Below are 26,336 nucleotides of genomic sequence, written 5' to 3'. Positions count from 1 at the left end.
AGCCCTGCACTATTTAAAAAGTGCAGGGCTTTTTTGTTAATCCCGGGTTAACTTAGCCAGCTAACGATAAACCCCTTTGCTCCACCAAAGGCCCGGTGCAGACGTTTCCGTCGGCACAAGAGAGCCTCATTAGCCTGAGTCGATCTGCGTGAACCCACCGCTGATTTCCGGCGGCAGATTGCTCGACCCCATAACCTCCATGAATATGCGGGCGTGCCCATGATTACCCTGAAACTCAATGGCCAAGACCATCCACTCGATGTCACCGAGGACATGCCTCTGTTGTGGGCTATCCGTGACGTCGCCGGATACAACGGCACCAAATTCGGCTGCGGCATGGGCCTGTGCGGCGCCTGCACTATTCATATCGACGGCTTGCCGGTGCGTAGCTGCATCACGCCGATCGGCTCGGTGGCCGGGCAGAATGTAACGACCATCGACAACCTGCACGCCGATCCGATTGGTCAGATCGTCCAGCAAGCCTGGCTCGACACTGCCGTGGCTCAGTGCGGTTTCTGTCAGGGCGGGCAGATCATGTCCGCCACCGCGTTGCTCAAGACCAACCCGAACCCGAGCGACGAGCAGATCGAAGAGGCGATGGTCGGCAACATCTGCCGCTGCGGCACCTACAACCGGATCAAGACCGCCATCCGCCAGGCCTCCACTCATCTGAAGGAGGCCAAGGCATGAGCCGCTTGCCGAACGATTTCGCCCTGAGCAACCTGAGTCGCCGGGGTTTCCTCAAGGGTGTCGGCGCCACAGGTGCGCTGGTGCTGGCTGCGAGTTGGGGCTGGCAGGATGCATTGGCTGAAGATAAACCGAAGAAGTTCGGCGCCGATGGCATGCCCAATGGCTGGATCGATGATCCGAAGGTCTACGTCAGCATCGCCGCCGACGGCACGGTGACCGTGGTCTGCAACCGCTCGGAAATGGGCCAGGGCGTGCGCACCAGCCTGACCATGGTGGTCGCCGATGAGCTGGAAGCCGATTGGGCCCACGTCAAGGTTCAACAGGCGCCGGGCGATGAAGTGCGTTTCGGCAACCAGGACACTGACGGCTCGCGCAGCATGCGTCACTGGTACGAGCCGATGCGTCGTTGCGGCGCCGCTGCCCGGACCATGCTGGAGCAGGCTGCTGCCGCGCAGTGGAAGGTTCCCGTCAGTGAATGCCGCGCGCAACTGCATAAAGTCATGCACACACCGTCCGGGCGCGAGCTGGGTTACGGTGAGCTGGCGGCTGCGGCCAGTGCGCTGGCGGTGCCGGCTCGTGACAGCCTGCGGCTCAAGCAACCGTCGGAATTCCGCTACATCGGCAAGGAAGGGACGAAGGCCATTGATGGTGATGACATCGTCAATGGCCGCGCCGTATACGGGGCCGACGTGCATTTCGACGGCATGCTGTACGCCGTGATTGCCCGCCCTGCGGTGTACGGCGGCAAGGTCAAGTCAGTGGACGACAGCGCCGCGCTGAAAGTGCCGGGCGTGCTGAAAGTCATTCAGATCGAACCGCGGCCGTTGCCTTCGGAGTTCCAGCCATTGGGTGGCGTGGCCGTGGTGGCCAGCAACACCTGGGCGGCGCTCAAGGGCCGTGAAGCGCTGAAAATCGAGTGGGACGACGGCCCGAACGCCAGTTACGACTCGATCGCCTACCGCAAGGAACTGGAAGCCGCTTCGCTGAAACCGGGCAAGGTCGTGCGCAATACTGGCGACACCGAAAAAGCCATTGGCAGCGCTGCCAGCACCCTGGAAGCTTCTTACTACTTGCCGCATCTGGCACAGGCGCCGATGGAGCCGATGGTGGCCATCGCTCGCTATAAAGAGGGCGTGTGCGAAGCCTGGGCGCCGAGCCAGGCGCCGCAGGTCACCCGTGAGCGGATCGCCGAACGCCTCGGTCTGCCGTTCGATAACGTGACCTTTAACGTGACCCTGCTCGGCGGTGGTTTCGGCCGCAAGTCCAAGCCGGACTTCGTTGTCGAAGCTGCGATCCTCGCCAAAGAATTCCCCGGCAAGGCTGTGCGGGTCCAGTGGACGCGGGAAGACGACATCCACAATTCGTATTTCCACACAGTATCGGCCGAGTACCTCAAGGCCGGCGTGGGCAAGGATGGTTTGCCATCCGCCTGGTTGCACCGCACGGTGGCGCCGAGCATCACCGCGCTGTTTGCGCCGGCCATGAATCATGAAGCTGCATTCGAGCTGGGCATGGGTTTCACCAACATGGCTTACGCGATTCCCAACGTGCGTCTGGAAAACCCCGAGGCCACGGTCCATACGCGTGTCGGCTGGTATCGCTCGGTGTCGAACATTCCTCATGGCTTCGCGATCCAGAGTTTTGTCGATGAACTGGCACACAAGGCCAAGGAAGATCCGCTCAAGTACCAGATCAAATTGCTCGGCCCGGATCGACAGATCGACCCGCGCACGCTCAGTGAAGAATGGAACTACGGCGAATCCCCCGAGCGTTATCCGATCGACACCGGGCGTATGCGCACCGTACTGGAAACCGCGGCCAAGGCCGCCGGTTGGGGGCGGAAATTGCCCAAGGGCCGTGGTCTCGGCCTGGCAGTGCATTACAGCTTCGTGACCTATGTGGCGGCGGTGATCGAAGTCGAGGTCAAGGACGACGGCACGCTGATCGTGCACAAGGCCGACATCGCCGTGGATTGCGGGCCGCAGATCAACCCCGAGCGGATCCGTTCGCAGTTCGAAGGCGCCTGTGTGATGGGCCTGGGCAATGCCGTGTGGGGCGAAATCAGCTTCAAGGACGGCAAGGTGCAGCAGGACAACTTCCATATGTATGAAGTGGCACGCATGTCGCTGGCACCGAAGGAAGTCGCGGTGCATCTGGTGACGCCGCCGGGCGAGGTGCCGTTGGGCGGTGTCGGTGAGCCGGGCGTGCCGCCGATTGCGCCGGCGCTGTGCAATGCGATCTTCGCCGCGACCGGCCAGCGCATCCGCAGCCTGCCGGTACGTTACCAGTTGCAGGGCTGGCAAAAGGCGCAAGCGTGATGGACAGCGCCGATCTCAATGTCCTGCGCAGCGTCCTGGAGTGGCGCCGCGCCGGGCAGCGGGTGGTGTTGTTCACTGTCGTGCAGACCTGGGGCACTGCGCCCCGGGCACCCGGCGCGATGTTGGCGTTGCGTGAGGATGGCGTGGTGATCGGTTCGGTGTCCGGCGGTTGCGTCGAGGACGATCTGATCGCCCGCTTGCATGACGGGCGGATTCCCGCCGACGGGCCGCCAGTGCAGTTGATCACTTATGGCGTGACCCGGGAGGAGGCTGCGCGGTTCGGCCTGCCGTGCGGCGGCACTTTGCGCCTCACCGAAGAGCGAGTCGGCGATCCCGCGTGGGTCGCCGAATTGCTGACGCGTTGTGAGGCTCATGAAATCGTTGCTCGCGAGCTGAACCTCGAAAGCGGTGAAGTGATTCTTTCGCCGGCGAGCAAAACGGATGCATTGGTTTTTGATGGCAAGACCTTGCGTGCCATCTACGGCCCGCGCTGGCGTCTGCTGCTGATCGGCGCCGGGCAGTTGTCGCGTTATGTGGCCGAAATGGCGCGGCTGCTGGATTTCGAAGTGCTGATCTGCGATCCCCGCACCGAGTTCGTCTATGACTGGGAAGAGCAGCATGGCCGCTTTGTCCCTGGCATGCCGGATGAGGCCGTGCTGAGCATTCAGACCGACGAACGCACCGCCATTGTTGCCCTGACCCATGATCCGCGTCTGGACGACATGGCGCTGCTGACGGCGCTGGATTCCAGGGCGTTTTACGTCGGTGCCCTGGGCTCGCGTGTCAACAGTCTCAAGCGTCGGGAATATCTGGCTGAGCTAGGCTTGTCGCAAGCGGCCATCGCTCGATTGCACGGGCCGATCGGTCTGCCGATCGGCAGTCATTCTCCGGCAGAAATTGCGTTGTCGTTGCTGGCGGAAATCGTCGCGATCAAGAATGGTGTCGAGTTGAAGCAGAAGAAGGCAGAGCGCGTATGAGTCGAACCATCGGAGTGATTGTGCTGGCGGCAGGCGAGGGCAGCCGTTTTCGTGAAGTGGCAGGTGCCGACAAGGACAAGCTGCTGGCCGATTGCACGGGGCGCGACGGAGCTGTTCGTTCAGTGATCGAACAAACGTTGGTGAACCTGCCGACGAGTCTCGACAAGCGAGTACTGGTGACGACCGAAACACGGCCACAGGCGATGCGGATGGCGCAGGCTTATGGCTGTGACATTGTTTCGATCGAGTCTACGGGGATGGGTGACAGCATCGCGGCGGGTGTAGCGGCTTGCCCGGATGCCGACGGCTGGCTGATTGTGCTGGGTGATATGCCGTTCATCCTGCCATCGAGCATTGAGCAGGTAGTGGCGGCGATTGCCGACGATGCGGTCAGTGTTCCGGTGCAGGGTGGCGAGTTTGGACATCCGGTCGGATTTGGTCGTTCGTTTGGGCCGGGGTTGATGGCATTGTCCGGTGATCGCGGGGCCAGACCTTTGTTCAAGCAGGGGCGGGTGGTCGAGGTTGCCGTGGATGATCCTGGCGTGCTGTGGGATATCGATGTGCCGCAGGCACTGGTTTTTCCGCCGGCCTGATACAAACCGCGAGGCATAAAAAAAGCCCCGCCTGGATCACCAGGCGGGGCTTTTTATTGGCGCTCGGAATCAGACGAGAGGTTTAGGCTCGTGTTCTTTTTCCTGGGCCTGTTCGTGGTGCTCGACCGCTTCCTGTACGGAGCGCGGTGCTTCGGCAATCACTTCTACAGCAGCTTCTTCAGCGACCGGGGCAGGGGCTGCCTCGACCACTTCGGCAACGGCTGGAGCAGCGGCGGCAGCGGCAGCCAGTTCGGCTTCCTTCTGCAGACGCTCTTCTTCACGCTTGCGACGACGCACTTCACGCGGGTCGTTCGGGGCGCGGCCACTTGGCGTCAGGGCGCTGACCGGAGCAGGCGCAGCGACTGGCGCTGGTGCTTCGGCCACGACTGGTGCTTCTACGACCGGCGCTTCAACGGCAGGTGCCGGTTCAGCGACAACCACTGGTTCGGCGGCCTTGGCTTCTTCCACGACAGGCGCTTCAACCACTGGCGCTGGTGTTTCAGCGACAACCGGCTCGGCGACCCAGTTGAAAGCGGTCTGTTCTTCGCGAACTTCACGCACGGTTTCGGTCACGGTTTCAGCGACGGTTTCGACAACCGATGCTTCAACAACGACCGGTGCTTCGAAGGCCACGGCAGGTTCGGCAGCGACTTCAACCTGAGGCTGAGCTTCGCGAACCGGCGCCACTTCGACTTCCGGAGCAGCAACCACTTCTACCGGAGTGGTGGCTTCAACAACCGGCGCTTCAACTGGAGCGGTTTCCAGCGTTGCAGCGGTAGCGCGTTCAGCTTGCTCGTGGGCCTGAGCTTCGGCCGGAGCGCTGATCACGGTGCTGGCAACGGCGGCAGTAACAGCCAGGCCGGCTGCCAGATCGGCAGTGCTCGGCTCGGCGGCTTCAGCGTTCTCGGCGGATTCTTCCGAACCTTCGATCACGTTGCCGTTGGCATCGCGCTGACGCTCGCGACGGTTGCTGCGACGACGCTGACCACGGGAGCGGCGGCGTGGACGATCGCCTTCGGCGTTCTCCGAACCGTCTTCCGGCAGTTGCTCTTCGTTGGTGTTTACTTCTTCTTCAGCTACGGCAGCAGCGGCTTGTTCGGCACGCGGTTGGCGCTCTTCACGCGGTGGGCGTGGCGCGCGTTCTTCGCGTGGCTGACGGGCCGGACGCTCTTCAGCGGTGGCGGCTACAGCGGCAGCGGCGGCTGGTGCGGCATCCAGAGGTTCACGCAGTTCGCGTACGCGTTCTTCACGCTCGCCACGCGGCTTGCGATCTTCACGTGGAGCACGTGGTGCACGTTCTTCACGAGGGGCGCGTGGTGCGCGTTCTTCGCGGGCGGCCGGTGCTTCGTCACGGGACTCGCGTGGCTCGCGCAGTTCGCGGGCTTCACGAGGCTGACGCTCTTCACGTGGCTCACGCGGTGCGCGTTCTTCACGTGGAGCACGTTCTTCGCGCGGCTTGCGTTCTTCATCGCGGCGACCGTTACGGTTGCGGCTCTGCTGACGACCGTTGCGACGCTCTTCGTTACGGGCCGGACGCTCGGTGGCAGGTTTTTCAACCACAACCGGAGCAACAGGCTCTTCCTTGGTGGCGAACAGGCTGACCAGCGACTTCACCAGACCTTTGAACAGGCTTGGTTCTGGCGCGGCAACCGGCGCAGGGGCTGGAGCAGCCGGAGTGGCAACTTCAGTCGGAACCGGAGCGTTGGCGCGGGCCGGAGCGGTCTTGACCGCGGCTTCCTGGCGAACCAGGGTGCGGGTCGCGGCGGCTGGCTGAACGTCTTCGACGTCGGCGGCAGCGGCAGCGATTTCGTAGCTGGACTGGTTGGTCGCGGCTTCCGGGCTGTCGTCACGCAGACGCTGAACTTCGAAATGCGGAGTTTCGAGGTGGTCGTTCGGCAGGATGACGATGCGAGCGCGGGTGCGCAGTTCGATCTTGGTGATCGAGTTGCGTTTTTCATTGAGCAGGAACGCGGCCACCGGGATCGGCACTTGCGCGCGAACTTCGGCCGTGCGGTCTTTCAGGGCTTCTTCTTCGATCAGACGCAGGATCGCCAGGGACAGCGATTCGACGTCACGGATGATGCCGGTGCCGCTGCAGCGCGGGCAGACGATGCCGCTGCTTTCGCCGAGCGAAGGACGCAGGCGCTGACGGGACATTTCCAGCAGGCCGAAGCGCGAGATGCGGCCGATCTGTACACGGGCGCGGTCGGCTTCCAGGCATTCGCGGACTTTCTCTTCCACGGCGCGCTGGTTCTTGGCAGGGGTCATGTCGATGAAGTCGATGACGATCAGGCCGCCGATGTCGCGCAGGCGCAACTGACGGGCGATTTCTTCGGCCGCTTCAAGGTTGGTCTGCAGGGCGGTTTCTTCGATGTCGCTGCCTTTGGTGGCGCGCGCCGAGTTGATGTCGATGGACACCAGGGCTTCGGTCGGATCGATGACGATGGAACCGCCGGAAGGCAGTTCGACGACGCGCTGGAAAGCGGTCTCGATCTGGCTTTCGATCTGGAAACGGTTGAACAGCGGAACGCTGTCTTCGTACAGCTTGATCTTGCTGGCGTACTGCGGCATCACCTGGCGGATGAAGGTCAGGGCTTCGTCCTGGGCTTCAACGCTGTCGATCAGCACTTCGCCGATGTCCTGGCGCAGGTAGTCGCGGATGGCGCGGATGATGACGTTGCTTTCCTGGTAGATCAGGAACGGTGCGGAACGATCCAGCGAGGCTTCCTTGATCGCGGTCCAGAGTTGCAGCAGGTAATCGAGGTCCCACTGCATTTCTTCGCTGCTGCGGCCAAGGCCTGCAGTGCGCACGATCAGACCCATGTCGGCTGGAGCGACCAGACCGTTCAGGGCTTCACGCAGTTCGTTGCGCTCTTCGCCTTCGATGCGACGGGAGATACCGCCGGCACGCGGGTTGTTCGGCATCAGAACGAGGTAACGACCGGCCAGGCTGATGAAGGTGGTCAGGGCTGCGCCCTTGTTGCCACGTTCTTCTTTTTCGACCTGAACGATGACTTCCTGGCCTTCGCTCAGGACGTCCTTGATGTTGACGCGGCCTTCAGGGGCTTTCTTGAAGTATTCGCGGGAGATTTCTTTGAGGGGCAGGAAGCCGTGGCGCTCGGAGCCGAAATCGACAAAGGCAGCCTCAAGGCTTGGTTCGATGCGAGTGATGCGGCCTTTATAGATGTTGGCCTTTTTCTGCTCGCGTGCACCGGATTCGATGTCCAGGTCGTAGAGGCGCTGGCCATCTACCAGTGCAACACGCAACTCTTCGGGTTGAGTTGCGTTAATCAGCATTCTTTTCATGTAGTACCGTCGGTTTCCGGGCTGCCGGAAACGGCGTTCGGCACACACGACTTCTCACGGTCGGTGTCAGGTGCGTCGGGAGTGGTTGGCCATTCCCGTGTCCAGCGATGTCCGGCCAATTGGGCCGTTATCGCGACGTACGCGTCCTGCTTGCTGTGGCTACTTAAGCACTCAGTCAGGAGGAGGAATCAACCGTGGCTGTGGACGAGATGAAGCGTCTTGAGAAAGCCTGTTGCTACACAGTCCAGCGGTTGTGCATCTCCACCCTACACGTATCCCTGATAATTCGGGTGCTGCCGCGCGCAGAATCCGCAGCGGGTTGGCATTTACCGTGAGCTCCGAAAGGGGAGGTCACGCATCATGGCTAATTCAGGCGGTGTTTCCGGCGCTTTCGCTCGGGGTCATCCGCGGCTGACTGCACTTTGTGAACTGGCCGTGAATATGGCTCGCGTGGCGAGTCAGAACTCTGCTTTGCGGCGTGATTCAGGCCTCATGTCACCTGCGCTTGTTACAGCTGCAAACTCCACCGTTACGTAGCGAAAGCCCCGTAGGACGGCCTCGCGTCCTGGTGAATTGCGTTGGTCAGGGCCGGTTTTTGACCGTGGTTCCGCTGTCCAGGCCGCTTTTGGCGGCGTTCGCGACTATAGCAGCAATGATTAAGTGCTTCAATTCCATAAAAATTGTTATCATCCGCGGCATGACGACTACTGCCCCTTCGACTCCAGGCGTTCAATTGCTTGAGGTCTCGCCGGAATATGCCGGCCAACGAATCGACAATTTTCTTCTCGCCCGGCTCAAAGGCGTGCCCAAGACCTTGATTTACCGCATTTTGCGCAAAGGCGAAGTGCGAGTTAACAAAGGTCGGATCAAGCCCGAATACAAGCTGCAGGCCGGCGATATCGTGCGCGTGCCGCCGGTTCGCGTGCCCGAGCGTGACGAGCCGGTGCCTTTGGCTCAAGGCCTGTTGCAGCGCCTGGAAGCTTCGATTGTCTACGAAGACAAAGCCCTGATCGTGATCAACAAGCCCGCCGGCATTGCGGTTCACGGTGGCAGCGGCTTGAATTACGGCGTGATCGAAGCCTTTCGTCAGTTGCGCCCTGATGCCAAGGAGCTCGAGCTGGTTCACCGTCTCGACCGTGATACCTCCGGCCTGCTGATGATCGCCAAGAAGCGCAGCATGTTGCGTCACTTGCATGCCGCGTTGCGCGGTGACGGTGTCGACAAGCGCTACATGGCACTGGTTCGCGGCAACTGGGCAACCTCGATCAAGCAAGTCCGTGCGGCGCTCGGCAAGAGCAATCTGCGCTCCGGTGAGCGCATGGTCGAGGTCGACGAGGAGGAGGGCAAGGAGTCGGTGACCGTGTTCAAGGTCCTGCGTCGCTTCGGCGATTTTGCCACTCTGATCGAAGCCAAACCGATCACCGGTCGCACGCACCAGATCCGCGTTCACACGTTGCACGCCGGGCACTGCATTGCCGGTGACACCAAATACGGCGATGACAATTTCAGCAAGGAAATCCGTGATCTGGGCGGCAAGCGCCTGTTCCTGCACGCCTACATGCTGACCGTGCCGCTGCCCGATGGCGGTGAACTCAAGTTGCAGGCCCCGGTCGATGAAATGTGGGCCAAGACTGTGGAGCGATTGAGTGCGCCCATCTGATTACAAGCTGCTGATTTTTGATTGGGACGGCACGCTGGCCGACTCCATTCATCGGATTGTCGAGGCAATGCATTCGGCGTCCGGGCGTTCAGGTTTCGAGTTGCGTAATGACTTTGCCGTCAAAGGCATCATCGGCCTGGGCTTGCCCGAGGCGATCCGCACCTTGTATCCGGAAATCAGCGATGCCGAAATGACCTTGTTTCGCGAGTATTACGCGGATCACTACATCGCTGCAGAAGCCGTCCCTTCGCCGTTGTTCGAAGGGGTAGTCGAGTCGATGGCGTCCTTTCGCGAGCAGGGCTATCACCTGGCTGTCGCGACCGGCAAGAATCGTCGCGGGCTGGATCGGGTGCTCAAGGCCAATGGCTGGGAAGATTATTTCGATATCACCCGTGCTGCCGATGAAACGGCGAGCAAGCCGCACCCTCTGATGCTGGAACAGATCCTTGCGCATTGCGGTGTGCGTGCCGAACAGGCGCTGATGGTCGGCGATTCGTCCTTTGATCTGTTGATGGCGCGTAACGCGGGGATGGATTCGGTGGCGGTCAGCTACGGTGCGCAATCGATCGAGTCGCTGCAGCAGTTCGAACCACGACTGTCGATCGATCGTTTTTCTGAATTGCATGCCTGGCTGGCGCAGCGGGCTTAATACGTTTTTGCTGGGGTGGATGGCATGACCGACGAATGGAAAGCACCGGCCAAGGCAACTGCCGACGACGGTGATGCGAAAAGCTGGAAGCTGCTGGAAAAGACGCTGCTGGCCAGTGTGCAAGAACAGCGTCGTTCCAGGCGTTGGGGGATCTTCTTCAAGCTGCTGACGTTTGTTTACCTGTTTGTCGCGCTGCTCCTGTTCACGCCGTTGATGGACATGGAAAAGAGCGCCACCCGCAGCTCGAATTACACGGCGCTGATCGATATCACCGGAATGATTGCCGACAAGGAGCCGGCCAGCGCCGACAATATCGTCGGCAGTCTGCGCGCCGCGTTCGAGGACAAGAAGGTCAAGGGCGTGATCCTGCGCATCAACAGCCCGGGTGGCAGTCCGGTGCAGTCGGGTTATGTGTATGACGAGATCAAGCGCCTGCGCGGCCTGCATCCGGATACCAAGGTGTATGCGGTGATTTCCGACCTCGGTGCGTCCGGGGCCTATTACATCGCCAGCGCGGCGGATCAGATCTATGCCGACAAGGCGAGTCTTGTGGGTTCTATTGGTGTGACAGCGGCCGGTTACGGCTTTGTCGGCACCATGGAGAAGCTGGGCGTCGAGCGTCGCACTTACACCTCTGGCGAGCACAAGTCGTTCCTTGACCCGTTCCAGCCGCAGAAGCCGGAAGAGACCGCGTTCTGGCAAAGTGTGCTGGATACCACGCACAAGCAATTCATCAACAGCGTCAAGCAAGGGCGTGGTGATCGCCTGAAGGACAAGGAGCATCCGGAGCTGTTCTCCGGACTGGTCTGGTCCGGCGAGCAGGCGCTGCCGCTGGGGTTGATCGATGGTCTGGGCAATGCCAGTTCGGTGGCGCGTGACGTGATTGGCGAAAAGGAACTGGTGGACTTCACCGTTCAGGAATCGCCGTTCGACCGCTTCTCGAAAAAACTGGGCGCCAGTGTGGCCGAGCAGTTGGCAATGTGGATGGGTTTCCACGGTCCGTCGTTGCGCTGATCGCTTGCAGCATAAAAGAACCGGCCTTCGTGGCCGGTTTTTTGTGGATCAGGGGATCTGTACGCCTTCCGCCAGCAGCATGTCGATCAGGCGAATCAGCGGCAGGCCGATCAGGCTGGTGGCGTCGGGGCCTTCGGTGGACTGGAACAGGCTTACGCCCAGTCCTTCCGCCTTGAAACTGCCGGCGCAGTCGTAGGGTTGTTCGGCGTGCAGGTAGCGCTCGACGCGGGCCTGATCCAGTACGCGCATGTGTACGGTGAAGGGCACGCAGTCGACCTGGCATTGGCCTGTCTGGCTGTTGAGCAGGGCCAGGCCGGTGAGGAAGGTTACGCTGGCGCCGCTGGCGGCCATCAGTTGGTCGCGAGCGTTTTCGAAGGTGTGCGGCTTGCCGATGATGCGCTCGCCGAGTACCGCAACCTGATCGGAGCCGATGATCAGATGGGCGGGGTGGCTGTCGGCCAGTGCCCGGGCCTTCTGTTCGGCGAGGCGTTTGACCAGTTCGATTGCTGACTCTCCCGGGCGATGACTTTCGTCGATGTCCGGTGAGCTGCAGACGAACGGCAGGCGCAGGCGATTGAGCAATTCCCGACGATAGGTCGAGCTTGAAGCGAGTAATAAAGGCAGCATTCGCGTCTCCAGAGGCAGGCTGCAGATTCTAGCGGAGGCTTGCAAGTGACGGACAGGGCACAATTTCCTTTGACATGGGTGGGTGCATCCCTATAATGCTGCGCCTATGTTGAATGACCCGATTCCACCTCACGTTGACCCGCGCAAATTGGCTGACCGTGGCACCACCCTTCAAGGTGAACTGCTGCTGGCCGATTTGAAGAGACTCTGCGACCCGCTTTCCGACGATGTCGGTACGGTGCAGGCCAAATTAGTTTTTGAACGAGATGAACGTAAATCTGTGGTGATCCACAGCTTTATCGACACCGAAGTCAAAATGGTTTGCCAGCGTTGTCTTGAGCTGGTCACCCTGCCGATCCACAGCGAATGCAGTTACGCCGTGGTGAAGGAGGGTGCGAATACCCAGTCGTTACCGAAAGGTTATGACGTGCTGGAACTGGGCGAAGATCCTTTGGATCTGCAGTCACTGATCGAGGAGGAGCTTCTGCTCGCCTTGCCCATTGTGCCTGCTCATCATCCGGAAGAATGCCAGCAGCCGGCGGGAGCAGATGAGCCCGAACCGAGCGAGGACGAGGTAACGCGGTCCAACCCGTTCAGTGTATTGGCGCAGTTAAAGCGTGACCCAAACGTTTAGGAGTTAATCAATTATGGCTGTTCAGCAGAACAAAAAATCCCGCTCTGCCCGTGACATGCGCCGTTCGCACGACGCTCTCGAGGCTAGCACCCTGTCTGTAGAAAAAACCACCGGTGAAGTTCACCTGCGTCACCACGTATCGCCAGAAGGCGTATACCGTGGCCGTAAAGTGATCGACAAGGGCGCTGACGAGTAATCACTTGTCCGCTCAAGTCATCGCGATTGACGCAATGGGCGGGGACTTCGGTCCCCGCAGCATTGTTCAGGCCAGCCTTGCTTGCCTTTCTGCTACGCCCTCGTTGCACCTGACCCTCGTCGGTCAACCCTCCCTTCTTGAAGAACTGATCACCGGCCAGTCGGCTGCCGATCGCGCGCGCCTGACGATTGTTCCGGCGTCCGAAGTCATCACCATGGACGAAAAACCAGCCCAGGCTTTGCGTGGCAAGCCGGATTCGTCGATGCGTGTCGCTCTCGAATTACTGCGTGATGGCAAGGTTCAGGCCTGTGTCAGTGCCGGCAATACCGGTGCGTTGATGGCCCTGTCGCGATTTGTGCTCAAGACCCTGCCGGGGATTGATCGTCCGGCCATGGTGGCCGCGATTCCTACGCAGAAGGGCTACTGCCAGCTGCTCGATCTGGGCGCCAACGTTGATTGCAGTGCCGAGCACTTGTTGCAGTTCGCGGTGATGGGTTCCGTGGCCGCGCAAACTCTGGGCATTGCCCGTCCGCGTGTCGCGCTGCTGAATATCGGCACTGAAGACATCAAGGGCAATCAGCAGGTCAAGCTGGCTGCAACGTTGTTGCAGGCTGCTCGGGGCATCAATTACATCGGCTTCATCGAAGGTGACGGCTTGTATCGCGGCGAGGCGGACGTGGTGGTTTGCGACGGTTTCGTCGGCAATATCCTGCTCAAGTCCAGCGAAGGCCTGGCGACGATGATTGCCGCGCGCATCGAGGCTTTGTTCAAGAAAAATCTGGCTTCCCGTGCTGTCGGCGCTCTGGCGCTGCCATTGATGAAGCGTCTGCAGGCTGATCTGGCGCCGGCGCGACATAACGGCGCAAGCTTTCTCGGCTTGCAGGGAATTGTCGTGAAAAGTCACGGTTCGGCTGGCGTTCAGGGGTTTCAGAGCGCCATTCAGCGGGCGTTGATCGAGATTCAGGAGAATCTTCCCGAGCGCCTGCACGGCCGTCTGGAGGATTTGTTGTCTTAGGCGTTTTCGTCGGACAATGCTTAAATGTGACCGCCCGGTTCAAAGGGCCATCCAACTGTCAGTTTCTTGCGTCCCTCTAGCGGGATGCCATTTTTCCGACGACAAGATCATTAGGGGCTTGTTACATGTCTGCTTCCCTCGCATTCGTCTTTCCAGGACAGGGTTCGCAGTCCCTCGGCATGCTGGCCGAGCTGGGCGCGCAACATCCACTGATCCTCGAAACTTTCAAAGAAGCATCCGATGCTCTGGGCTACGACCTGTGGGCGCTGACCCAGCAGGGTCCGGAAGAGCTGCTCAATCAAACCGACAAAACCCAACCGGCCATTCTGACCGCTTCGATCGCTCTGTGGCGTCTGTGGCTGGCTGAAGGTGGCGCACGTCCGGCATTTGTTGCCGGTCACAGCCTGGGTGAATACAGCGCACTGGTTGCTGCCGGCAGCCTGAGCCTGGCGGACGCGGTAAAGCTTGTCGAGCGCCGTGGCCAGCTGATGCAGGAAGCCGTTCCGGCCGGGCAGGGCGGCATGGCTGCCATCCTCGGTCTGGAAGATGCCGACGTGCTGGCAGCCTGTGCCGAAGCGGCGCAAGGCGAAGTGGTCAGCGCGGTGAACTTCAACTCCCCGGGCCAGGTGGTGATCGCCGGTGCCAAGGCTGCCGTTGAGCGCGCCATCGAAGGCTGCAAGGCCCGTGGCGCCAAGCGTGCGATGCCGCTGCCGGTCAGCGTGCCATCGCACTGTGAGCTGATGCGTCCGGCTGCCGAGCGTTTCGCCGAATCCATCGCTGCCATCGACTGGCAGACGCCGCAGATCCCTGTGGTGCAGAACGTCAGCGCTCAGGTGCCAGCGGATCTGGAAACCCTCAAGCGCGATCTGCTGGAGCAGCTCTACAAGCCGGTTCGCTGGGTCGAGTCCGTACAGACTCTGGCAGCGAAAGGCGCGACCAATCTGGTCGAATGCGGCCCTGGCAAAGTGCTGGCCGGTCTGAACAAACGTTGCGCCGAAGGCGTTTCGACTTCCAACCTCAATACCCCAGACGCTTTCGCTGCTGCTCGCGCAGCAGCTGTCTGAATCAGGAGAAACTTGCATGAGTCTGCAAGGTAAAGTTGCACTGGTCACCGGCGCAAGCCGTGGTATCGGCCAGGCTATCGCACTGGAACTGGGTCGTCAGGGCGCCATCGTTGTCGGCACCGCGACTTCCGCTTCGGGCGCCGAGCGCATTGCTGCGACCCTGAAAGAGAATGGCATTCAGGGTGCAGGTTTCGAACTCAACGTCACCAGTGACGAATCGGTCACCGCAGTGCTGGCAAGCATTCAGGAACAATTCGGTGCTCCGGTCGCGATCCTGGTCAACAATGCCGGTATCACCCGCGATAACCTGATGATGCGCATGAAAGACGACGAGTGGTACGACGTGATCGATACCAACCTGAATAGTCTGTATCGCCTGTCCAAGGGCGTTCTGCGCGGCATGACCAAGGCGCGTTGGGGTCGAATTATCAGTATTGGCTCGGTGGTGGGTGCCATGGGCAACGCTGGCCAAGTAAACTATGCAGCCGCCAAGGCCGGTCTGGAAGGTTTCAGCCGTGCCATGGCGCGTGAAGTCGGTTCGCGTTCGATTACGGTCAACTCGGTAACTCCAGGGTTCATCGACACCGATATGACGCGCGAGCTGCCTGAAGCACAGCGTGAAGCCTTGCAGACGCAGATTCCGCTGGGCCGTCTGGGACAAGCTCAAGAGATCGCGTCCGTGGTCGCTTTTCTTGCATCCGACGGTGCGGCATACGTGACCGGGGCTACAATCCCGGTTAACGGCGGGATGTACATGTAATTCAAATGTGACGGATTGCTTCAAAAAAATGTCATACGAGCTGTCTAAAATCCGTTATAAAGCTGCAATCTATTTATAGGCAGAGGGTCGCAGGGTTTGAGGAGTGAAGCTTTCAGTTGAAAAGCTGAAAAGTCTTTCTATACACTTACCCACTGGCCAGCTGCCTGAATTTGTCCATTAGGAGTGAAAACAAGGTATGAGCACCATCGAAGAGCGCGTCAAGAAAATCGTTGCCGAGCAACTGGGTGTTAAAGAAGAAGAAGTGGTAAACACCGCTTCCTTCGTAGAAGACCTGGGTGCCGACTCCCTTGACACCGTTGAGCTGGTGATGGCTCTGGAAGAGGAATTCGAGACCGAAATCCCTGACGAAGAAGCTGAGAAGATCACTACTGTACAAGCTGCAATCGACTACGTTACTAGCCACCAGGCGTAATAGTTTGTAATCGTTGCTTGCTGTCATGGAAAAACCGCACTGCCATCATGGCGTGCGGTTTTTTCTTTAGGCCTGATGCAAAATCGTCATTTGAAAAAGGAGAGTGCTGTGTCGCGTAGACGCGTCGTAGTCACCGGTATGGGTATGTTGTCGCCACTGGGCACGGATGTGCCGAGCAGTTGGCAGGGCATTCTGGCTGGCCGCAGTGGCATTGGTCTGATCGAACACACCGACCTTTCTGCCTATTCCACCCGCTTTGGCGGCTCGGTAAAGGGCTTCAATGTCGAGGAATACCTGTCGGTCAAGGAAGCGCGCAAGCTCGACCTGTTCATTCAGTACGGTCTGGCGGCCGGCTTTCAAGCCGTACGCAATGCCGGTCTGGAAGTCACCGATGCCAACCGTGAACGCATTGGCGTGGCCATGGGTTCGGGTATCGGCGGTCTGACCAACATCGAAGAAACCAGCCGCACCCTGCACGAGACCGGTCCGCGCCGGATTTCTCCGTTCTTTGTGCCTGGCTCGATCATCAATATGATTTCCGGTTTCCTGTCCATCCACCTGGGTGCACAGGGGCCTAACTACGCCATCGCCACAGCGTGTACCACGGGTACGCACTGCATCGGTATGGCGGCCCGCAACATCATGTACGACGAAGCCGACGTGATGATTGCCGGCGGTGCCGAAATGGCTGCGTGCGGTCTGGGCATGGGCGGCTTCGGCGCCTCCCGCGCACTGTCGACCCGCAACGACGAACCGACCCGTGCCAGCCGTCCATGGGACAAGGGTCGTGACGGTTTCGTACTGTCCGACGGTGCCGGCGCTCTGGTGCTCGAAGAGCTCGAGCACGCCAAGGCCCGTGGCGCGACCATTTACGCCGAACTGATCGGTTTCGGCACCAGTGGTGACGCGTTCCACATGACCTCGCCACCTGCTGATGGCGCCGGTGCTGCACGTTGCATCACCAATGCGCTGCGCGACGCGAAGATCAACGTCGATCAAGTGCAATACATCAACGCTCACGGTACTTCGACGCCGGCCGGCGACCTTGCCGAAGCCAACGCGATCAAGTCAGTGTTCGGAGATCACGCCTACAAACTGGCGGTCAGCTCCACCAAGTCCATGACCGGTCACCTGTTGGGTGCCGCAGGCGCGGTCGAGGCGATCTTCAGCGTGCTGGCGATCAACAGCCAGGTGGCACCACCGACCATCAACCTCGATGAGCCGGACGAAGGCTGCGATCTCGACTTCGTGCCGCACACGGCGCGCAACATGGACATCGACGTTGTGCTGTCCAACTCGTTCGGGTTTGGTGGCACCAACGGCACGTTGGCGTTCCGTCGGTTCGCCGGCTGATGGACTGCTGGGTCGACGGTCAACCGGCTGACGCTCTGTCGCTGAAAGATCGCGGCCTGGCTTACGGCGACGGTCTGTTCGAGACCATCGCCGTACGTAACGGCCAGCCTTTGCTGCTGGAACGTCACCTGACGCGGCTGGCCGAGGGCTGTTCACGCCTGGCCATCGCGGCCGATATCGAGCTGATTCGTAGCGAGCTGCAAGCCTATGCAGCGGCCATGGACGAGGGTGTGCTCAAACTCATCCTCACCCGCGGCGACGGTCTGCGCGGTTATGCGCCGGATCCTTCGGCGCCGGGTCGACGCATTCTGCAAGGCAATCCTCCTGCGGCTTATCCCGCTGTCCACGGTGAGCAAGGCATCCGCCTGTTTCCGTGTACGACGCGTTTGTCTGTCCAGCCCTTGCTGGCAGGCCTCAAGCACCTCAATCGTCTGGAACAGGTTCTCGCCCGCGCCGAATGGCAGGACAGCGAGCACGCCGAAGGCTTGATGCTCGACCAGGCAGGCCGAGTGATCGAAGGGGTGTTCAGCAACCTGTTTCTGGTGCGCGATGGCGTGCTGGTCACGGCGGATCTGAAACGCTGCGGCGTGGCCGGTGTGATGCGTGCCGAACTATTGTTTCAGGCAGCATCATCGGGTATCCCCACACAAATCACCGATATCAGCCTTGATCAGCTGCAATGGGCTGATGAAGTCTTTGTCTGCAACAGCGTGTATGGCGTCTGGCCGGTACGCGCGTACGCTGCACTGAGCTGGCCGGTTGGGCCGCTCACCCGTAAACTGCAAACCATTGCCCGCACGCTACTGGATGCCTGATTCGTGAGACGTAAACTTTTGCTGCTGCTGGAAACCGGACTGGTTCTGGCAGGGCTGCTGCTGGGCGCCAGCGCCTGGAAGATTCATTCGGCACTGGAACAGCCTCTGAACATCACGCAGGAAGAGCTGCTGGATGTGCCCAAGGGATCCACGCCGACCCGCACTATTCTCGGACTTGAAGCCGATGGCGTGATCAAGGACGCATTCTGGCTACGCATTTACTGGCGATTCAATCTGTCCGGCACCCCGATCCACACGGGCGAGTACCGCATGCAGCCGGGCATGACCGTCAAGGGTCTGATCGATCTGTGGAAGCGTGGCGAGGTGGTTCAGTACAGTCTGACCCTGGTCGAGGGCTGGAACTTCCATCAGGTGCGTGCCGCACTGGCGAAAGATGAAAAGATCGAGCAGACCCTGACCGGCCTGAGCGACAGCGATGTGATGAGCAAAATCGGCCACAAGGGCGTTTTTCCCGAAGGTCGATTCTTCCCTGATACCTACCGTTTCGTACGCGGGGCCTCCGACACCGAGCTGCTGAAAAAGGCGTTCGATCGCCTCGACGAAGTGCTGGCCAAGGAATGGGAGAGTCGCTCCACCGATGCGCCGTATACCGAACCGTACCAGGCGCTGATCATGGCGTCGCTGGTGGAAAAGGAAACCGGTGTTCCCCAGGAGCGAGGCCAGATTGCCGGCGTGTTCGTGCGCCGCATGGCACTGGGCATGCAACTGCAGACCGACCCGACCGTGATCTACGGCCTGGGTGATCGCTACAACGGCAAGTTGACCCGTGCGCATCTCAAGGAAGCCACGCCGTACAACACTTATGTGATTCCGGGGTTGCCGCCGACGCCGATTGCGATGGTCGGCCGCGAAGCGATTCACGCCGCGTTGAACCCGGTGGAAGGCACCAGCCTCTACTTTGTCGCCCGGGGCGATGGCAGCCACGTGTTCTCCGACGACCTTGATGCACACAACAGTGCGGTGCGTGAGTTCCAGCTCAAGCGGCGTGCGGATTACCGCTCGAGCCCGGCACCGGCATCGACGCCGGAAGCTGCTCCGGCAACTGGCGAAGCCGTTCCTGCCGCATCACCCGACACGGCGCCCGAGTCGTTGCCGCAGGTTCCTGCCCAGGAGCCCGCGCCGACGCCGGAAACCGAAGCGGCCGCACCGCAAAAGACGCAATGACTTTGATTAAGGACTGCCTGTGACTGGCTTGTTTATTACCCTGGAAGGCCCGGAAGGCGCCGGCAAGAGCACCAACCGCGAATACCTCGCCGAGCGCCTGCGCGCCGCCGGTATCGAAGTGGTGCTGACCCGCGAACCCGGCGGTACGCCGCTGGCTGAGCGTATTCGTGAGGTGTTGCTGGCCCCGGTCGACGAAGTGATGAACCCGGACACCGAGCTGTTGTTGGTGTTCGCCGCCCGTGCCCAGCATCTGGCTGAGGTCATTCGCCCGGCGCTGGCCCGTGGCGCGGTGGTGCTGTGTGATCGTTTCACCGATTCGACTTACGCCTATCAGGGCGGCGGTCGCGGCTTGTCGCTGGAGCGCATCGCGGCGCTGGAAACTTTCGTGCAGGGCGACCTGCGCCCCGACCTGACTCTGATTTTCGATCTGCCGGTGGAAATCGGCCTGGCCCGTGCCAGCGCTCGCGGTCGACTGGATCGTTTCGAGTTGGAAGGCCGGGCGTTTTTCGAGGCCGTGCGCAGTGCGTTCCTCAAGCGTGCCGAGGCGGATCCCGCGCGTTACGTGCGGATCGACGCCGGCCAGCCGCTGACACAGGTCCAGCAGTCGTTGGACGGCTTGCTCCCGCGCTTGCTGGAGCTGAGCCGTGGCTGAGGCCTATCCGTGGCAGGACAGTCTCTGGCAGCAACTGGCCGGACGCTCTCAGCACGCCCATGCGTATCTGTTGCACGGGCCTGCCGGGATCGGCAAGCGTGCGCTGGCCGAGCGGCTGATGGCCAGCCTGCTGTGCCAGAGTCCGACGCCTGAAGCCTGCGGCGAATGCAAATCCTGCCTGCTGCTCAAGGCCGGCAGCCACCCGGACAATTACATCCTCGAACCGGAAGAAGCGGACAAGGCGATCAAGGTCGACCAGGTGCGCGATCTGGTCGGTTTCGTGGTGCAGACCGCGCAACTGGGCGGTCGCAAGGTGGTGCTGATCGAGCCGGTGGAGGCGATGAACATCAACGCCGCCAACGCCTTGCTCAAGAGCCTCGAAGAACCGTCCGGCGATACTGTGCTGTTGCTGGTCAGTCACCAGCCGAGCCGTTTGTTGCCGACGATCAAGAGTCGTTGCGTGCAGCAGGCTTGTCCGCTGCCGAGTGAGTCCATGAGCCTGCAATGGCTGGCTCAGGCACTGCCGGAATGTTCCGAAGACGAACGGGTTGAGCTGTTGACCCTCGCTGCCGGCTCGCCGCTGGCTGCTGTCACGTTGCAGGGGCAAGGCGTGCGTGACCAGCGCGCGCAGGTGGTGGAAGGCGTGAAGAAGCTGCTCAAGCAGCAGCAATCGCCGACGCAACTGGCCGAGGAGTGGAAAAACATTCCGATGCTGCGCCTGTTCGACTGGTTCTGCGACTGGTCGAGCCTGATCCTGCGCTACCAACTGACCCAGGATGAAGCGGGCCTCGGCCTGACCGACATGCGCAAGGTCGTGCAGTACCTGGCGCAGAAAAGCGCCCAGGGCAAAGTCCTCGATATCCAGGACTGGATTCTCGCCCAGCGCCAGAAAGTCCTGAGCAAGGCCAACCTCAACGCGGCATTGCTGCTGGAAGCGTTGTTGGTGCAATGGGCGAGTCTGCCTGGCCAAAGATAAGAATGTGTACCTAGACTCTGAACATCAGCAGTGGAGGTCAACATGAATGAACCCGTCAGCCCGGGGCCGCGCAACGGCATCTTGTCCCTGACCATCAAGGACAAGTCCGTCCTGTACGCCGCTTACATGCCGTTCATCAGGAACGGTGGCCTGTTCATCCCGACCAACAAGAGCTACAAGTTGGGCGACGAGGTGTTCATGCTGCTGCACCTGATGGACGAAGCGGAAAAGATACCGGTGGCCGGCAAGGTCGCCTGGATCACCCCCAAAGGCGCCCAGGGCAATCGCGCTGCCGGTGTCGGCGTGCAATTCAACGATGGCGACAACACCGCGCGCAGTCGCATCGAAACCCATCTGGCCGGAGCCCTGAAGTCCGACCGTCCCACTCATACGATGTAAGTTGCAGTCTTTTTTATGCTCGTAGATTCCCATTGTCACCTTGATCGCCTCGACCTCGCCGCTCACGACGGTTCTCTGGATGCTGCGCTGGATGCAGCCCGCCAGCGGGGTGTCGGACATTTCCTGTGCATCGGCGTCAGCGCCGATAATGCGGCTGATGTGAAAGCACTGGCCGAGCGTTACGACGACGTCGATTGTTCGGTCGGCGTGCATCCGCTGGATGTGCAGCCGGGCGCTGCGCCGGCGCTGGACTGGCTGCTGCACGAGCTCAATCACCCGAAAGTGGTGGCGATCGGCGAAACCGGTCTGGACTACCACTACGAGCCGGAAGCCGCCGAGTTGCAGCAGGAGTCGTTCCGTCTGCACCTGCAAGCCGCACAGCAGACCGGCAAACCGGTGATCATCCACACCCGTGGCGCCCGCGCCGACACCCTTGAACTGTTGCGCGAAGCCGCGCTGCCCCAGGCCGGTGTGCTGCATTGCTTCACCGAAGACTGGGACATGGCCAAGGCAGCGCTGGACATGGGTTATTACATCTCCCTGTCGGGTATCGTCACCTTCCGCAATGCCGACGCGCTGCGAGACGTGGCGAGCAAGGTGCCGGCCGATCGCCTGCTGGTGGAAACCGATTCGCCGTACCTGGCACCGATCCCGTATCGCGGCAAGCCGAACCTGCCGCAATACGTGCGGGAAGTGGCAGAGTTTCTGGCGATGCTGCGGGGCGAGAATTACGAGCGCTTTGCCGAGCAGACCACCGAGAACTTCAAGCGACTGTTTCCGCTGGCGCACGTAAAAGCCTGAATCGCAGGCAAAAAAAACCCGGGTTCTGGGGGGTGAATCCGGGTTAAGACCATTAGGAGTAAAACAAAGGCACGCGGTCCCTTGGTACCTTTACCGGCGCGACACTTGGGGGAGATGTCGCCCGACAGTTCAAGTATTGATCAGTCTGGCGTTCAGTCCAGTTGGCCGGTCGGGGTTTTTAAACAAATTTGGAATACGTTCGCTTCGGTTATGTTCTCATTCCCCCCGAAACGTTCGTGAAATGAACAAGAAACACAGATATGGTCGGATGATCCGTGCATTTTTGCGCAAGTTAGGCATAATACGCGGCTTCGAATTTTGACCCCTACAGACCTTTTCTTATGCACAAAGAACCTCGTAAGGTCCGTGAGTTTCGTCGCCGCGAGCAAGAAATTCTCGATACCGCGCTCAAGCTGTTCCTCGAACAAGGTGAAGACAGTGTCACCGTCGAGATGATTGCTGATGCCGTGGGTATCGGCAAAGGCACGATCTACAAGCACTTCAAGTCCAAGGCGGAAATCTATCTGCGCCTGATGCTCGATTACGAGCGCGACTTGAACGAGCTGTTGCATTCGGCCGATGTCGACAAGGACAAGGAAGCCCTGTCCCGTGCCTACTTTGAATTCCGCATGCGCGACCCGCAGCGCTATCGCCTGTTCGATCGCCTGGAAGAGAAGGTGGTCAAGGGCAATCAGGTCCCGGAGATGGTCGAGGAGCTGCACAAGATCCGTGCCTCGAACTTCGAACGCCTGACCTTGCTCATCAAGGGCCGCATCAGCGAAGGCAAGCTCGAAGACGTGCCGCCGTACTTCCACTACTGCGCGTCCTGGGCGCTGGTGCACGGCGCGGTGGCGCTGTATCACTCGCCGTTCTGGAGCAATGTGCTGGAAGATCAGGAAGGTTTCTTCCAGTTCCTGATGGACATCGGCGTGCGCATGGGCAACAAGCGCAAGCGCGACCCTGAAACCCCAAGCGGCTGAATCATTCAGTCGCCTTATGCGCCGTGTTTTTCGCTACATGGCGCAGTACCGCAGGAATATACTCAGGCATAGGGCTTGCTAAAACTTGAATTGTGAGTCAAGTTTTAGCCGCTCGATTTTCCATCGCCGGAGTGCTTCATGATCGTTGACCGTCAAGGCAGGCGTTTTCGCAATTTGCGGATCAGTCTGACTTCAGCCTGCAATTACGCCTGTACCTACTGCGTGCCCAACGGCAAGCGGCTGGTGGCTGCGCAGGATGAACTGTCGGCAGAGGCCATGGCACGCGGCGTTGCCTACCTGATCGAAGCCGCCGGCATCGAACGCCTGCGCATTACCGGTGGCGAGCCGCTGGTCAGCCCCAAGCTCGAATCTTTCATGAGCGCCGTCGGCAAGATGGGGCTGGAAGACATCAGCCTGACCACCAACGGTCAGTTGCTCGCAAAAAAACTGCCGTTGCTGGTGGATGCCGGTATACGCCGGATCAACGTTTCCCTCGATACCCTGGACGCCGGCGCGTTCCGCAGCATTGCCCGTGGTGGCGATCTGGCAACGGTGCTCGACGGCATGGATCGAGCCAAAGCGGCAGGCATGAAGATCAAGGTCAACATGGTGCCGTTGCGCGGGCAGAACCTCGATCAGGTCATGCCGTTGCTTGATTACTGCCTTGAGCATGGCTACGAGCTGCGTTTCATCGAGCTGATGCGCATGGGCCACCTGGCCAAGGACTCCAACGCTTTCCTGCAGCAGTTCGTCAGCCTGCAACAACTGCTGGAACTGATCGGCGAGCGCTACGAATACGCGCAAACCGACGCGCCGGTGGACGCCACGGCTGTTCGCTATGCAATTCCCGGCCTCGGCACCTTCGGCGTGATCGCCAACGAAAGCGTGCCGTTCTGTCGTACCTGTTCGCGCCTGCGCCTGTCGTCCACCGGATGGCTGCATGGCTGCCTGTCGTCGAGCAACCGCCACTATGTCGGTGACCTGCTCGACAAGCCGCGCCACGAGGCGCTGCCGGCGTTGCAACGATTGCTGGTCAAGGCGTTGGGCGACAAGCAGGAAGTCGCATTCTCCGGCGGGGCCACCGTCATGAAGATCATCGGCGGCTGAGCCCCTCGCCACAAAAGCTTTATTTCCAAGCGGATACCTGCACATTTCCAAGGACTGGCGCAAAAGCTGCATCCTACGGCCATTCGCCGGTTTTCCGTCACCGGCTTCTGGAGGATTAGGATGCGTAGCCTGGTTTTGCTGCTGGCCGTTTTGGCGCTGGGCGGCTGTATGACTGTCAGTGACATGGCCGAAGGGACTCGCTACCAGATGAGCGACGCGGGTCTGCTGGACCACAGCGACAGCCGCCGCGTAAACAATTTCCGCATTCAGCCGGATTCGTTCATCTACATCGCCCAAGGCTCGTTCGCGCCGCCGGGTGGTTCTTACCCGCGTCCCAACGTGGTGGCCGAAGAGGCCTTCAAAGGCTTCGTCGAATACTTCCCGATGGTCCGCCGCGCCCGTGCGCCGGAAGGCCTCGACCAGGCGATGGGCGAAGCCCGCGACGCCGGTGCTCATTACCTGCTGTACACCCGTTTCGCCAAGGCTGACGACCGCATCGGCAACTCCGATGAGTGGCTGGATCAGGAAGCCGTGGATCGCCTTGGTATCGACGGCGGCGTGATTCAGATCATGTTGATCGAGACCAGCACCCAGTATTTGATTGATACTGCACGGATCAAGAGTCGTGGCGGTTTACTGACGTTCCACGACAACAAGCCCGAAGACCTGATCGGCCCACCGCTTGCGCAGTACGCGCGCAGCTTGTTGGGCGTCGGGGACCAGTAATTCAAGGAGTTCGCCATGAGTGGCCCGCAAAAAGCCAATGACCTGTTGGGACAAATCCCCAAAACCAAAGGCTTGCCGCCGGTGCACTTGTGGAACCCGGATTTCTGCGGGGACATCGACATGCGCATCGCCCGCGACGGCACCTGGTATTACCTGGGCACGCCGATCGGACGCAAGCCGATGGTCAAGCTGTTCTCCACCATCATCCGCCGCGATGGCGATGATTATTTCCTGATCACTCCGGTGGAGAAGGTCGGGATCAAGGTCGATGACGCGCCCTTCGTGGCGATTGCCGTCGAGGTGGAAGGCGAGGGTGAGGCGCAAGTGCTGCGCTTTACCACCAACGTCGATGAAACCACCGAGGCCGGCGCGGAACATCCGATCCGCGTCGAGATCGACCCGGTCACTCAAGAGCCTGCCCCTTACGTGCATGTGCGCACCAACCTCGAAGCGCTGATCCACCGAAATGTGTTTTACCAATTGGTTGAACTCGCAGTCAGCCGAGAAATCGACGGCCAGCGCTGGCTCGGTGTCTGGAGCGGTGGCGAGTTCTTCCCCATCGGCCTCGAACCTTAAAAAAACCGCAGTCTGTGAAAGCAGGCTGCGGTTTTTTGTCGTTGACTCTCAATCGTATGATGATTAGCTTGGGCAACCACAGCGAACGGCTTCGGGGTATTCATGTCGAGCAGTTTTCACGCATCAACGGTTGACTGGCTGGGCGCCTGGATTGCTGCCGGCCAGGTGAAGCCGGGGCAGGCGATCAAGGTCGAGGCTGAACTGGGCGAACAGCTCGGGGTCAGTCGCACCGTGATCCGCGAAGCCATCAAGACCCTCGTCGCCAAAGGCCTGCTCGAAGTCGGGCCGAAAGTCGGCACCCGGGTGTTGCCGATCAAGCGCTGGAACCTGTTCGATCCGCAAGTCGTCGGCTGGCTGTCACGTAGCGGTCTGCCGGAAAACTTCGTCGACGACCTGCTCGACCTGCGCCGCACCATCGAACCGATGGCGGTGCGCTGGGCTTGCGAGCGGGCGACCGTCGAACAGGTGCAAGCCATTCAGCATGCCTACAACGCCCTGGAGCGGGCCGCGCACAGCGGCATCGATTACAACCGTGCCGACCAGTTCTTCCACGAATGCATTCTCGCTGCCAGCCACAATCAATTCATCGAGCAAATGGTGCCGGCCCTCGGCGCGCTGCTCGCCGTGTCCTTCGAAGTGTCCGCAGCCGACCCCGACGAATTGCGTCGCACGCTGCCCATCCACAAAGACATGGCCGACGCCATCGCCGCCCGGGATGCCGCGCGCGGGGTGTGGGCCTGCATGACCCTTATCGACAATGCCGACCTGGCCATCAAGCGGTTCTACCCGCAGGTGATGGCCGACAAAAAAGCCAGCTGACAAAAACAACA

27 protein-coding genes are annotated in these 26,336 nt (G+C 60.5%); 25 read left to right on the top strand and 2 right to left on the bottom strand.

Features of this window, described 5'->3' with window-relative positions; all coding sequences use genetic code 11:
• Positions 1-219: 219 nt before the first annotated feature.
• From ACKLNA_RS20270 to ACKLNA_RS20255, 4 genes are read left to right on the top strand one after another with little or no spacing between them, the layout of a single operon-like run.
• Entirely contained in the window at positions 220-690 is a 471-nt protein-coding gene (locus ACKLNA_RS20270) for a (2Fe-2S)-binding protein (RefSeq protein ID WP_085710940.1), read from the top strand.
• Positions 687-3,008 (top strand): molybdopterin cofactor-binding domain-containing protein, encoded by a 2,322-nt coding sequence (locus ACKLNA_RS20265; RefSeq protein WP_408986882.1) that lies wholly within the window; start codon positions 687-689, stop codon positions 3,006-3,008. The genes ACKLNA_RS20270 and ACKLNA_RS20265 overlap by 4 nt, the downstream gene beginning before the upstream one ends.
• Entirely contained in the window at positions 3,008-3,985 is a 978-nt protein-coding gene (locus ACKLNA_RS20260; RefSeq protein ID WP_408986881.1) for an XdhC family protein, read from the top strand. Before ACKLNA_RS20265 ends, ACKLNA_RS20260 begins: the two co-directional genes overlap by 1 nt.
• Positions 3,982-4,578: a nucleotidyltransferase family protein gene (locus ACKLNA_RS20255; protein WP_408986880.1), complete on the top strand. Its 597-nt coding sequence runs from the start codon at positions 3,982-3,984 to the stop codon at positions 4,576-4,578. The genes ACKLNA_RS20260 and ACKLNA_RS20255 overlap by 4 nt, the downstream gene beginning before the upstream one ends.
• Positions 4,579-4,647: 69 nt before the next feature.
• Here ACKLNA_RS20255 and rne read toward each other — a convergent pair whose 3' ends face one another.
• Positions 4,648-7,884 carry a ribonuclease E gene (gene rne, locus ACKLNA_RS20250; RefSeq protein ID WP_408986879.1) on the bottom strand — a complete coding sequence of 1,079 codons (3,237 nt, stop codon included), beginning with the start codon at positions 7,882-7,884 and terminating at the stop codon, positions 4,648-4,650.
• 697 nt (positions 7,885-8,581) lie between these two features.
• Here rne and rluC point away from each other — a divergent pair.
• Genes rluC through sppA form a run of 3 tightly spaced genes read left to right on the top strand, consistent with a single transcriptional unit; the run spans position 8,582 to position 11,207 of the window.
• Entirely contained in the window at positions 8,582-9,544 is a 963-nt protein-coding gene (gene rluC, locus ACKLNA_RS20245; RefSeq protein WP_011335441.1) for a 23S rRNA pseudouridine(955/2504/2580) synthase RluC, read from the top strand.
• Complete coding sequence (locus ACKLNA_RS20240; RefSeq protein ID WP_408986878.1) at positions 9,531-10,193, top strand: HAD-IA family hydrolase; 663 nt, start codon at positions 9,531-9,533, stop codon at positions 10,191-10,193. Before rluC ends, ACKLNA_RS20240 begins: the two co-directional genes overlap by 14 nt.
• Before the next feature lie 24 nt (positions 10,194-10,217).
• On the top strand, positions 10,218-11,207 hold the full coding sequence (gene sppA / locus ACKLNA_RS20235) for a signal peptide peptidase SppA (protein WP_114884748.1): 990 nt from the start codon (positions 10,218-10,220) through the stop codon (positions 11,205-11,207).
• 48 nt (positions 11,208-11,255) lie between these two features.
• Here sppA and ACKLNA_RS20230 read toward each other — a convergent pair whose 3' ends face one another.
• Entirely contained in the window at positions 11,256-11,834 is a 579-nt protein-coding gene (locus ACKLNA_RS20230; RefSeq protein ID WP_408986877.1) for a Maf family protein, read from the bottom strand.
• A 106-nt stretch (positions 11,835-11,940) separates the two neighbouring features.
• On the opposite strand from ACKLNA_RS20230, the gene ACKLNA_RS20225 reads away from it, so the two are divergent.
• From ACKLNA_RS20225 to ACKLNA_RS20140, 18 genes are all read left to right on the top strand, one after another.
• Positions 11,941-12,468, top strand: coding sequence for a YceD family protein (locus ACKLNA_RS20225; RefSeq protein ID WP_085710932.1), 528 nt, complete (start codon positions 11,941-11,943; stop codon positions 12,466-12,468).
• Positions 12,469-12,481: 13 nt separating this feature from the next.
• On the top strand, positions 12,482-12,664 hold the full coding sequence (gene rpmF / locus ACKLNA_RS20220) for a 50S ribosomal protein L32 (RefSeq protein WP_003179396.1): 183 nt from the start codon (positions 12,482-12,484) through the stop codon (positions 12,662-12,664).
• 4 nt (positions 12,665-12,668) lie between these two features.
• Complete coding sequence (gene plsX, locus ACKLNA_RS20215; protein WP_074688106.1) at positions 12,669-13,679, top strand: phosphate acyltransferase PlsX; 1,011 nt, start codon at positions 12,669-12,671, stop codon at positions 13,677-13,679.
• Positions 13,680-13,804: 125 nt separating this feature from the next.
• Positions 13,805-14,743: an ACP S-malonyltransferase gene (gene fabD, locus ACKLNA_RS20210; RefSeq protein ID WP_408986876.1), complete on the top strand. Its 939-nt coding sequence runs from the start codon at positions 13,805-13,807 to the stop codon at positions 14,741-14,743.
• Between the two features lie 16 nt (positions 14,744-14,759).
• Positions 14,760-15,503 carry a 3-oxoacyl-ACP reductase FabG gene (gene fabG, locus ACKLNA_RS20205; protein WP_085710930.1) on the top strand — a complete coding sequence of 248 codons (744 nt, stop codon included), beginning with the start codon at positions 14,760-14,762 and terminating at the stop codon, positions 15,501-15,503.
• A 196-nt stretch (positions 15,504-15,699) separates the two neighbouring features.
• Positions 15,700-15,936, top strand: a complete 237-nt coding sequence (gene acpP / locus ACKLNA_RS20200) for an acyl carrier protein (RefSeq protein ID WP_003175607.1) — start codon at positions 15,700-15,702, stop codon at positions 15,934-15,936.
• Between the two features lie 108 nt (positions 15,937-16,044).
• Entirely contained in the window at positions 16,045-17,289 is a 1,245-nt protein-coding gene (fabF, locus tag ACKLNA_RS20195) for a beta-ketoacyl-ACP synthase II (protein WP_007908259.1), read from the top strand.
• Complete coding sequence (gene pabC, locus ACKLNA_RS20190; protein ID WP_408986875.1) at positions 17,289-18,104, top strand: aminodeoxychorismate lyase; 816 nt, start codon at positions 17,289-17,291, stop codon at positions 18,102-18,104. The genes fabF and pabC overlap by 1 nt, the downstream gene beginning before the upstream one ends.
• Positions 18,105-18,107: 3 nt before the next feature.
• Positions 18,108-19,289 (top strand): endolytic transglycosylase MltG, encoded by a 1,182-nt coding sequence (gene mltG / locus ACKLNA_RS20185; protein ID WP_408986874.1) that lies wholly within the window; start codon positions 18,108-18,110, stop codon positions 19,287-19,289.
• A gap of 19 nt (positions 19,290-19,308) precedes the next feature.
• Complete coding sequence (gene tmk, locus ACKLNA_RS20180) at positions 19,309-19,941, top strand: dTMP kinase (RefSeq protein ID WP_408986873.1); 633 nt, start codon at positions 19,309-19,311, stop codon at positions 19,939-19,941.
• The gene (locus ACKLNA_RS20175; protein ID WP_408986872.1) at positions 19,934-20,917 is read left to right on the top strand and encodes a DNA polymerase III subunit delta'; all 984 of its coding nucleotides are present in this window, start codon (positions 19,934-19,936) and stop codon (positions 20,915-20,917) included. The genes tmk and ACKLNA_RS20175 overlap by 8 nt, the downstream gene beginning before the upstream one ends.
• Positions 20,918-20,959: 42 nt before the next feature.
• Positions 20,960-21,316 carry a PilZ domain-containing protein gene (locus ACKLNA_RS20170; protein WP_085710925.1) on the top strand — a complete coding sequence of 119 codons (357 nt, stop codon included), beginning with the start codon at positions 20,960-20,962 and terminating at the stop codon, positions 21,314-21,316.
• Between the two features lie 15 nt (positions 21,317-21,331).
• Positions 21,332-22,117 carry a TatD family hydrolase gene (locus ACKLNA_RS20165; protein WP_085710924.1) on the top strand — a complete coding sequence of 262 codons (786 nt, stop codon included), beginning with the start codon at positions 21,332-21,334 and terminating at the stop codon, positions 22,115-22,117.
• A 341-nt stretch (positions 22,118-22,458) separates the two neighbouring features.
• A complete protein-coding gene (locus ACKLNA_RS20160; RefSeq protein ID WP_201815896.1) occupies positions 22,459-23,097 on the top strand; it encodes a TetR/AcrR family transcriptional regulator in 639 nt (212 codons plus the stop codon).
• 138 nt (positions 23,098-23,235) lie between these two features.
• Entirely contained in the window at positions 23,236-24,204 is a 969-nt protein-coding gene (locus ACKLNA_RS20155) for a GTP 3',8-cyclase MoaA (protein ID WP_085710923.1), read from the top strand.
• A gap of 120 nt (positions 24,205-24,324) precedes the next feature.
• Positions 24,325-24,930 carry a DUF4823 domain-containing protein gene (locus ACKLNA_RS20150; protein WP_007950810.1) on the top strand — a complete coding sequence of 202 codons (606 nt, stop codon included), beginning with the start codon at positions 24,325-24,327 and terminating at the stop codon, positions 24,928-24,930.
• A gap of 15 nt (positions 24,931-24,945) precedes the next feature.
• Positions 24,946-25,506: a DUF1285 domain-containing protein gene (locus tag ACKLNA_RS20145; protein WP_408986871.1), complete on the top strand. Its 561-nt coding sequence runs from the start codon at positions 24,946-24,948 to the stop codon at positions 25,504-25,506.
• Between the two features lie 102 nt (positions 25,507-25,608).
• Positions 25,609-26,325, top strand: coding sequence for a FadR/GntR family transcriptional regulator (locus ACKLNA_RS20140; RefSeq protein WP_408986870.1), 717 nt, complete (start codon positions 25,609-25,611; stop codon positions 26,323-26,325).
• Positions 26,326-26,336: the final 11 nt, after the last annotated feature.

Origin of the sequence: Pseudomonas sp. UV AK001, assembly GCF_046097675.1 — a bacterium.
In the GTDB taxonomy this organism is placed as follows: Bacteria; Pseudomonadota; Gammaproteobacteria; order Pseudomonadales; family Pseudomonadaceae; genus Aquipseudomonas; species Aquipseudomonas kribbensis.
This window is presented reverse-complemented; position numbering and strand designations above follow the sequence as displayed.

What these genes read in the sequence shown, in the direction of transcription:
- ACKLNA_RS20270 (WP_085710940.1), top strand. Translation starts at nt 220, where the DNA reads ATGATTACCCTGAAACTCAATGGCCAAGACCATCCACTCGATGTCACC.
- ACKLNA_RS20265 (WP_408986882.1), top strand. Translation starts at nt 687, where the DNA reads ATGAGCCGCTTGCCGAACGATTTCGCCCTGAGCAACCTGAGTCGCCGG.
- ACKLNA_RS20260 (WP_408986881.1), top strand. Translation starts at nt 3,008, where the DNA reads ATGGACAGCGCCGATCTCAATGTCCTGCGCAGCGTCCTGGAGTGGCGC.
- ACKLNA_RS20255 (WP_408986880.1), top strand. Translation starts at nt 3,982, where the DNA reads ATGAGTCGAACCATCGGAGTGATTGTGCTGGCGGCAGGCGAGGGCAGC.
- rne (WP_408986879.1), bottom strand. Translation starts at nt 7,884, where the DNA reads ATGAAAAGAATGCTGATTAACGCAACTCAACCCGAAGAGTTGCGTGTT.
- rluC (WP_011335441.1), top strand. Translation starts at nt 8,582, where the DNA reads ATGACGACTACTGCCCCTTCGACTCCAGGCGTTCAATTGCTTGAGGTC.
- sppA (WP_114884748.1), top strand. Translation starts at nt 10,218, where the DNA reads ATGACCGACGAATGGAAAGCACCGGCCAAGGCAACTGCCGACGACGGT.
- ACKLNA_RS20230 (WP_408986877.1), bottom strand. Translation starts at nt 11,834, where the DNA reads ATGCTGCCTTTATTACTCGCTTCAAGCTCGACCTATCGTCGGGAATTG.
- ACKLNA_RS20225 (WP_085710932.1), top strand. Translation starts at nt 11,941, where the DNA reads ATGTTGAATGACCCGATTCCACCTCACGTTGACCCGCGCAAATTGGCT.
- rpmF (WP_003179396.1), top strand. Translation starts at nt 12,482, where the DNA reads ATGGCTGTTCAGCAGAACAAAAAATCCCGCTCTGCCCGTGACATGCGC.
- fabD (WP_408986876.1), top strand. Translation starts at nt 13,805, where the DNA reads ATGTCTGCTTCCCTCGCATTCGTCTTTCCAGGACAGGGTTCGCAGTCC.
- fabG (WP_085710930.1), top strand. Translation starts at nt 14,760, where the DNA reads ATGAGTCTGCAAGGTAAAGTTGCACTGGTCACCGGCGCAAGCCGTGGT.
- acpP (WP_003175607.1), top strand. Translation starts at nt 15,700, where the DNA reads ATGAGCACCATCGAAGAGCGCGTCAAGAAAATCGTTGCCGAGCAACTG.
- pabC (WP_408986875.1), top strand. Translation starts at nt 17,289, where the DNA reads ATGGACTGCTGGGTCGACGGTCAACCGGCTGACGCTCTGTCGCTGAAA.
- ACKLNA_RS20170 (WP_085710925.1), top strand. Translation starts at nt 20,960, where the DNA reads ATGAATGAACCCGTCAGCCCGGGGCCGCGCAACGGCATCTTGTCCCTG.
- ACKLNA_RS20165 (WP_085710924.1), top strand. Translation starts at nt 21,332, where the DNA reads ATGCTCGTAGATTCCCATTGTCACCTTGATCGCCTCGACCTCGCCGCT.
- ACKLNA_RS20160 (WP_201815896.1), top strand. Translation starts at nt 22,459, where the DNA reads ATGCACAAAGAACCTCGTAAGGTCCGTGAGTTTCGTCGCCGCGAGCAA.
- ACKLNA_RS20155 (WP_085710923.1), top strand. Translation starts at nt 23,236, where the DNA reads ATGATCGTTGACCGTCAAGGCAGGCGTTTTCGCAATTTGCGGATCAGT.
- ACKLNA_RS20150 (WP_007950810.1), top strand. Translation starts at nt 24,325, where the DNA reads ATGCGTAGCCTGGTTTTGCTGCTGGCCGTTTTGGCGCTGGGCGGCTGT.
- ACKLNA_RS20145 (WP_408986871.1), top strand. Translation starts at nt 24,946, where the DNA reads ATGAGTGGCCCGCAAAAAGCCAATGACCTGTTGGGACAAATCCCCAAA.
- ACKLNA_RS20140 (WP_408986870.1), top strand. Translation starts at nt 25,609, where the DNA reads ATGTCGAGCAGTTTTCACGCATCAACGGTTGACTGGCTGGGCGCCTGG.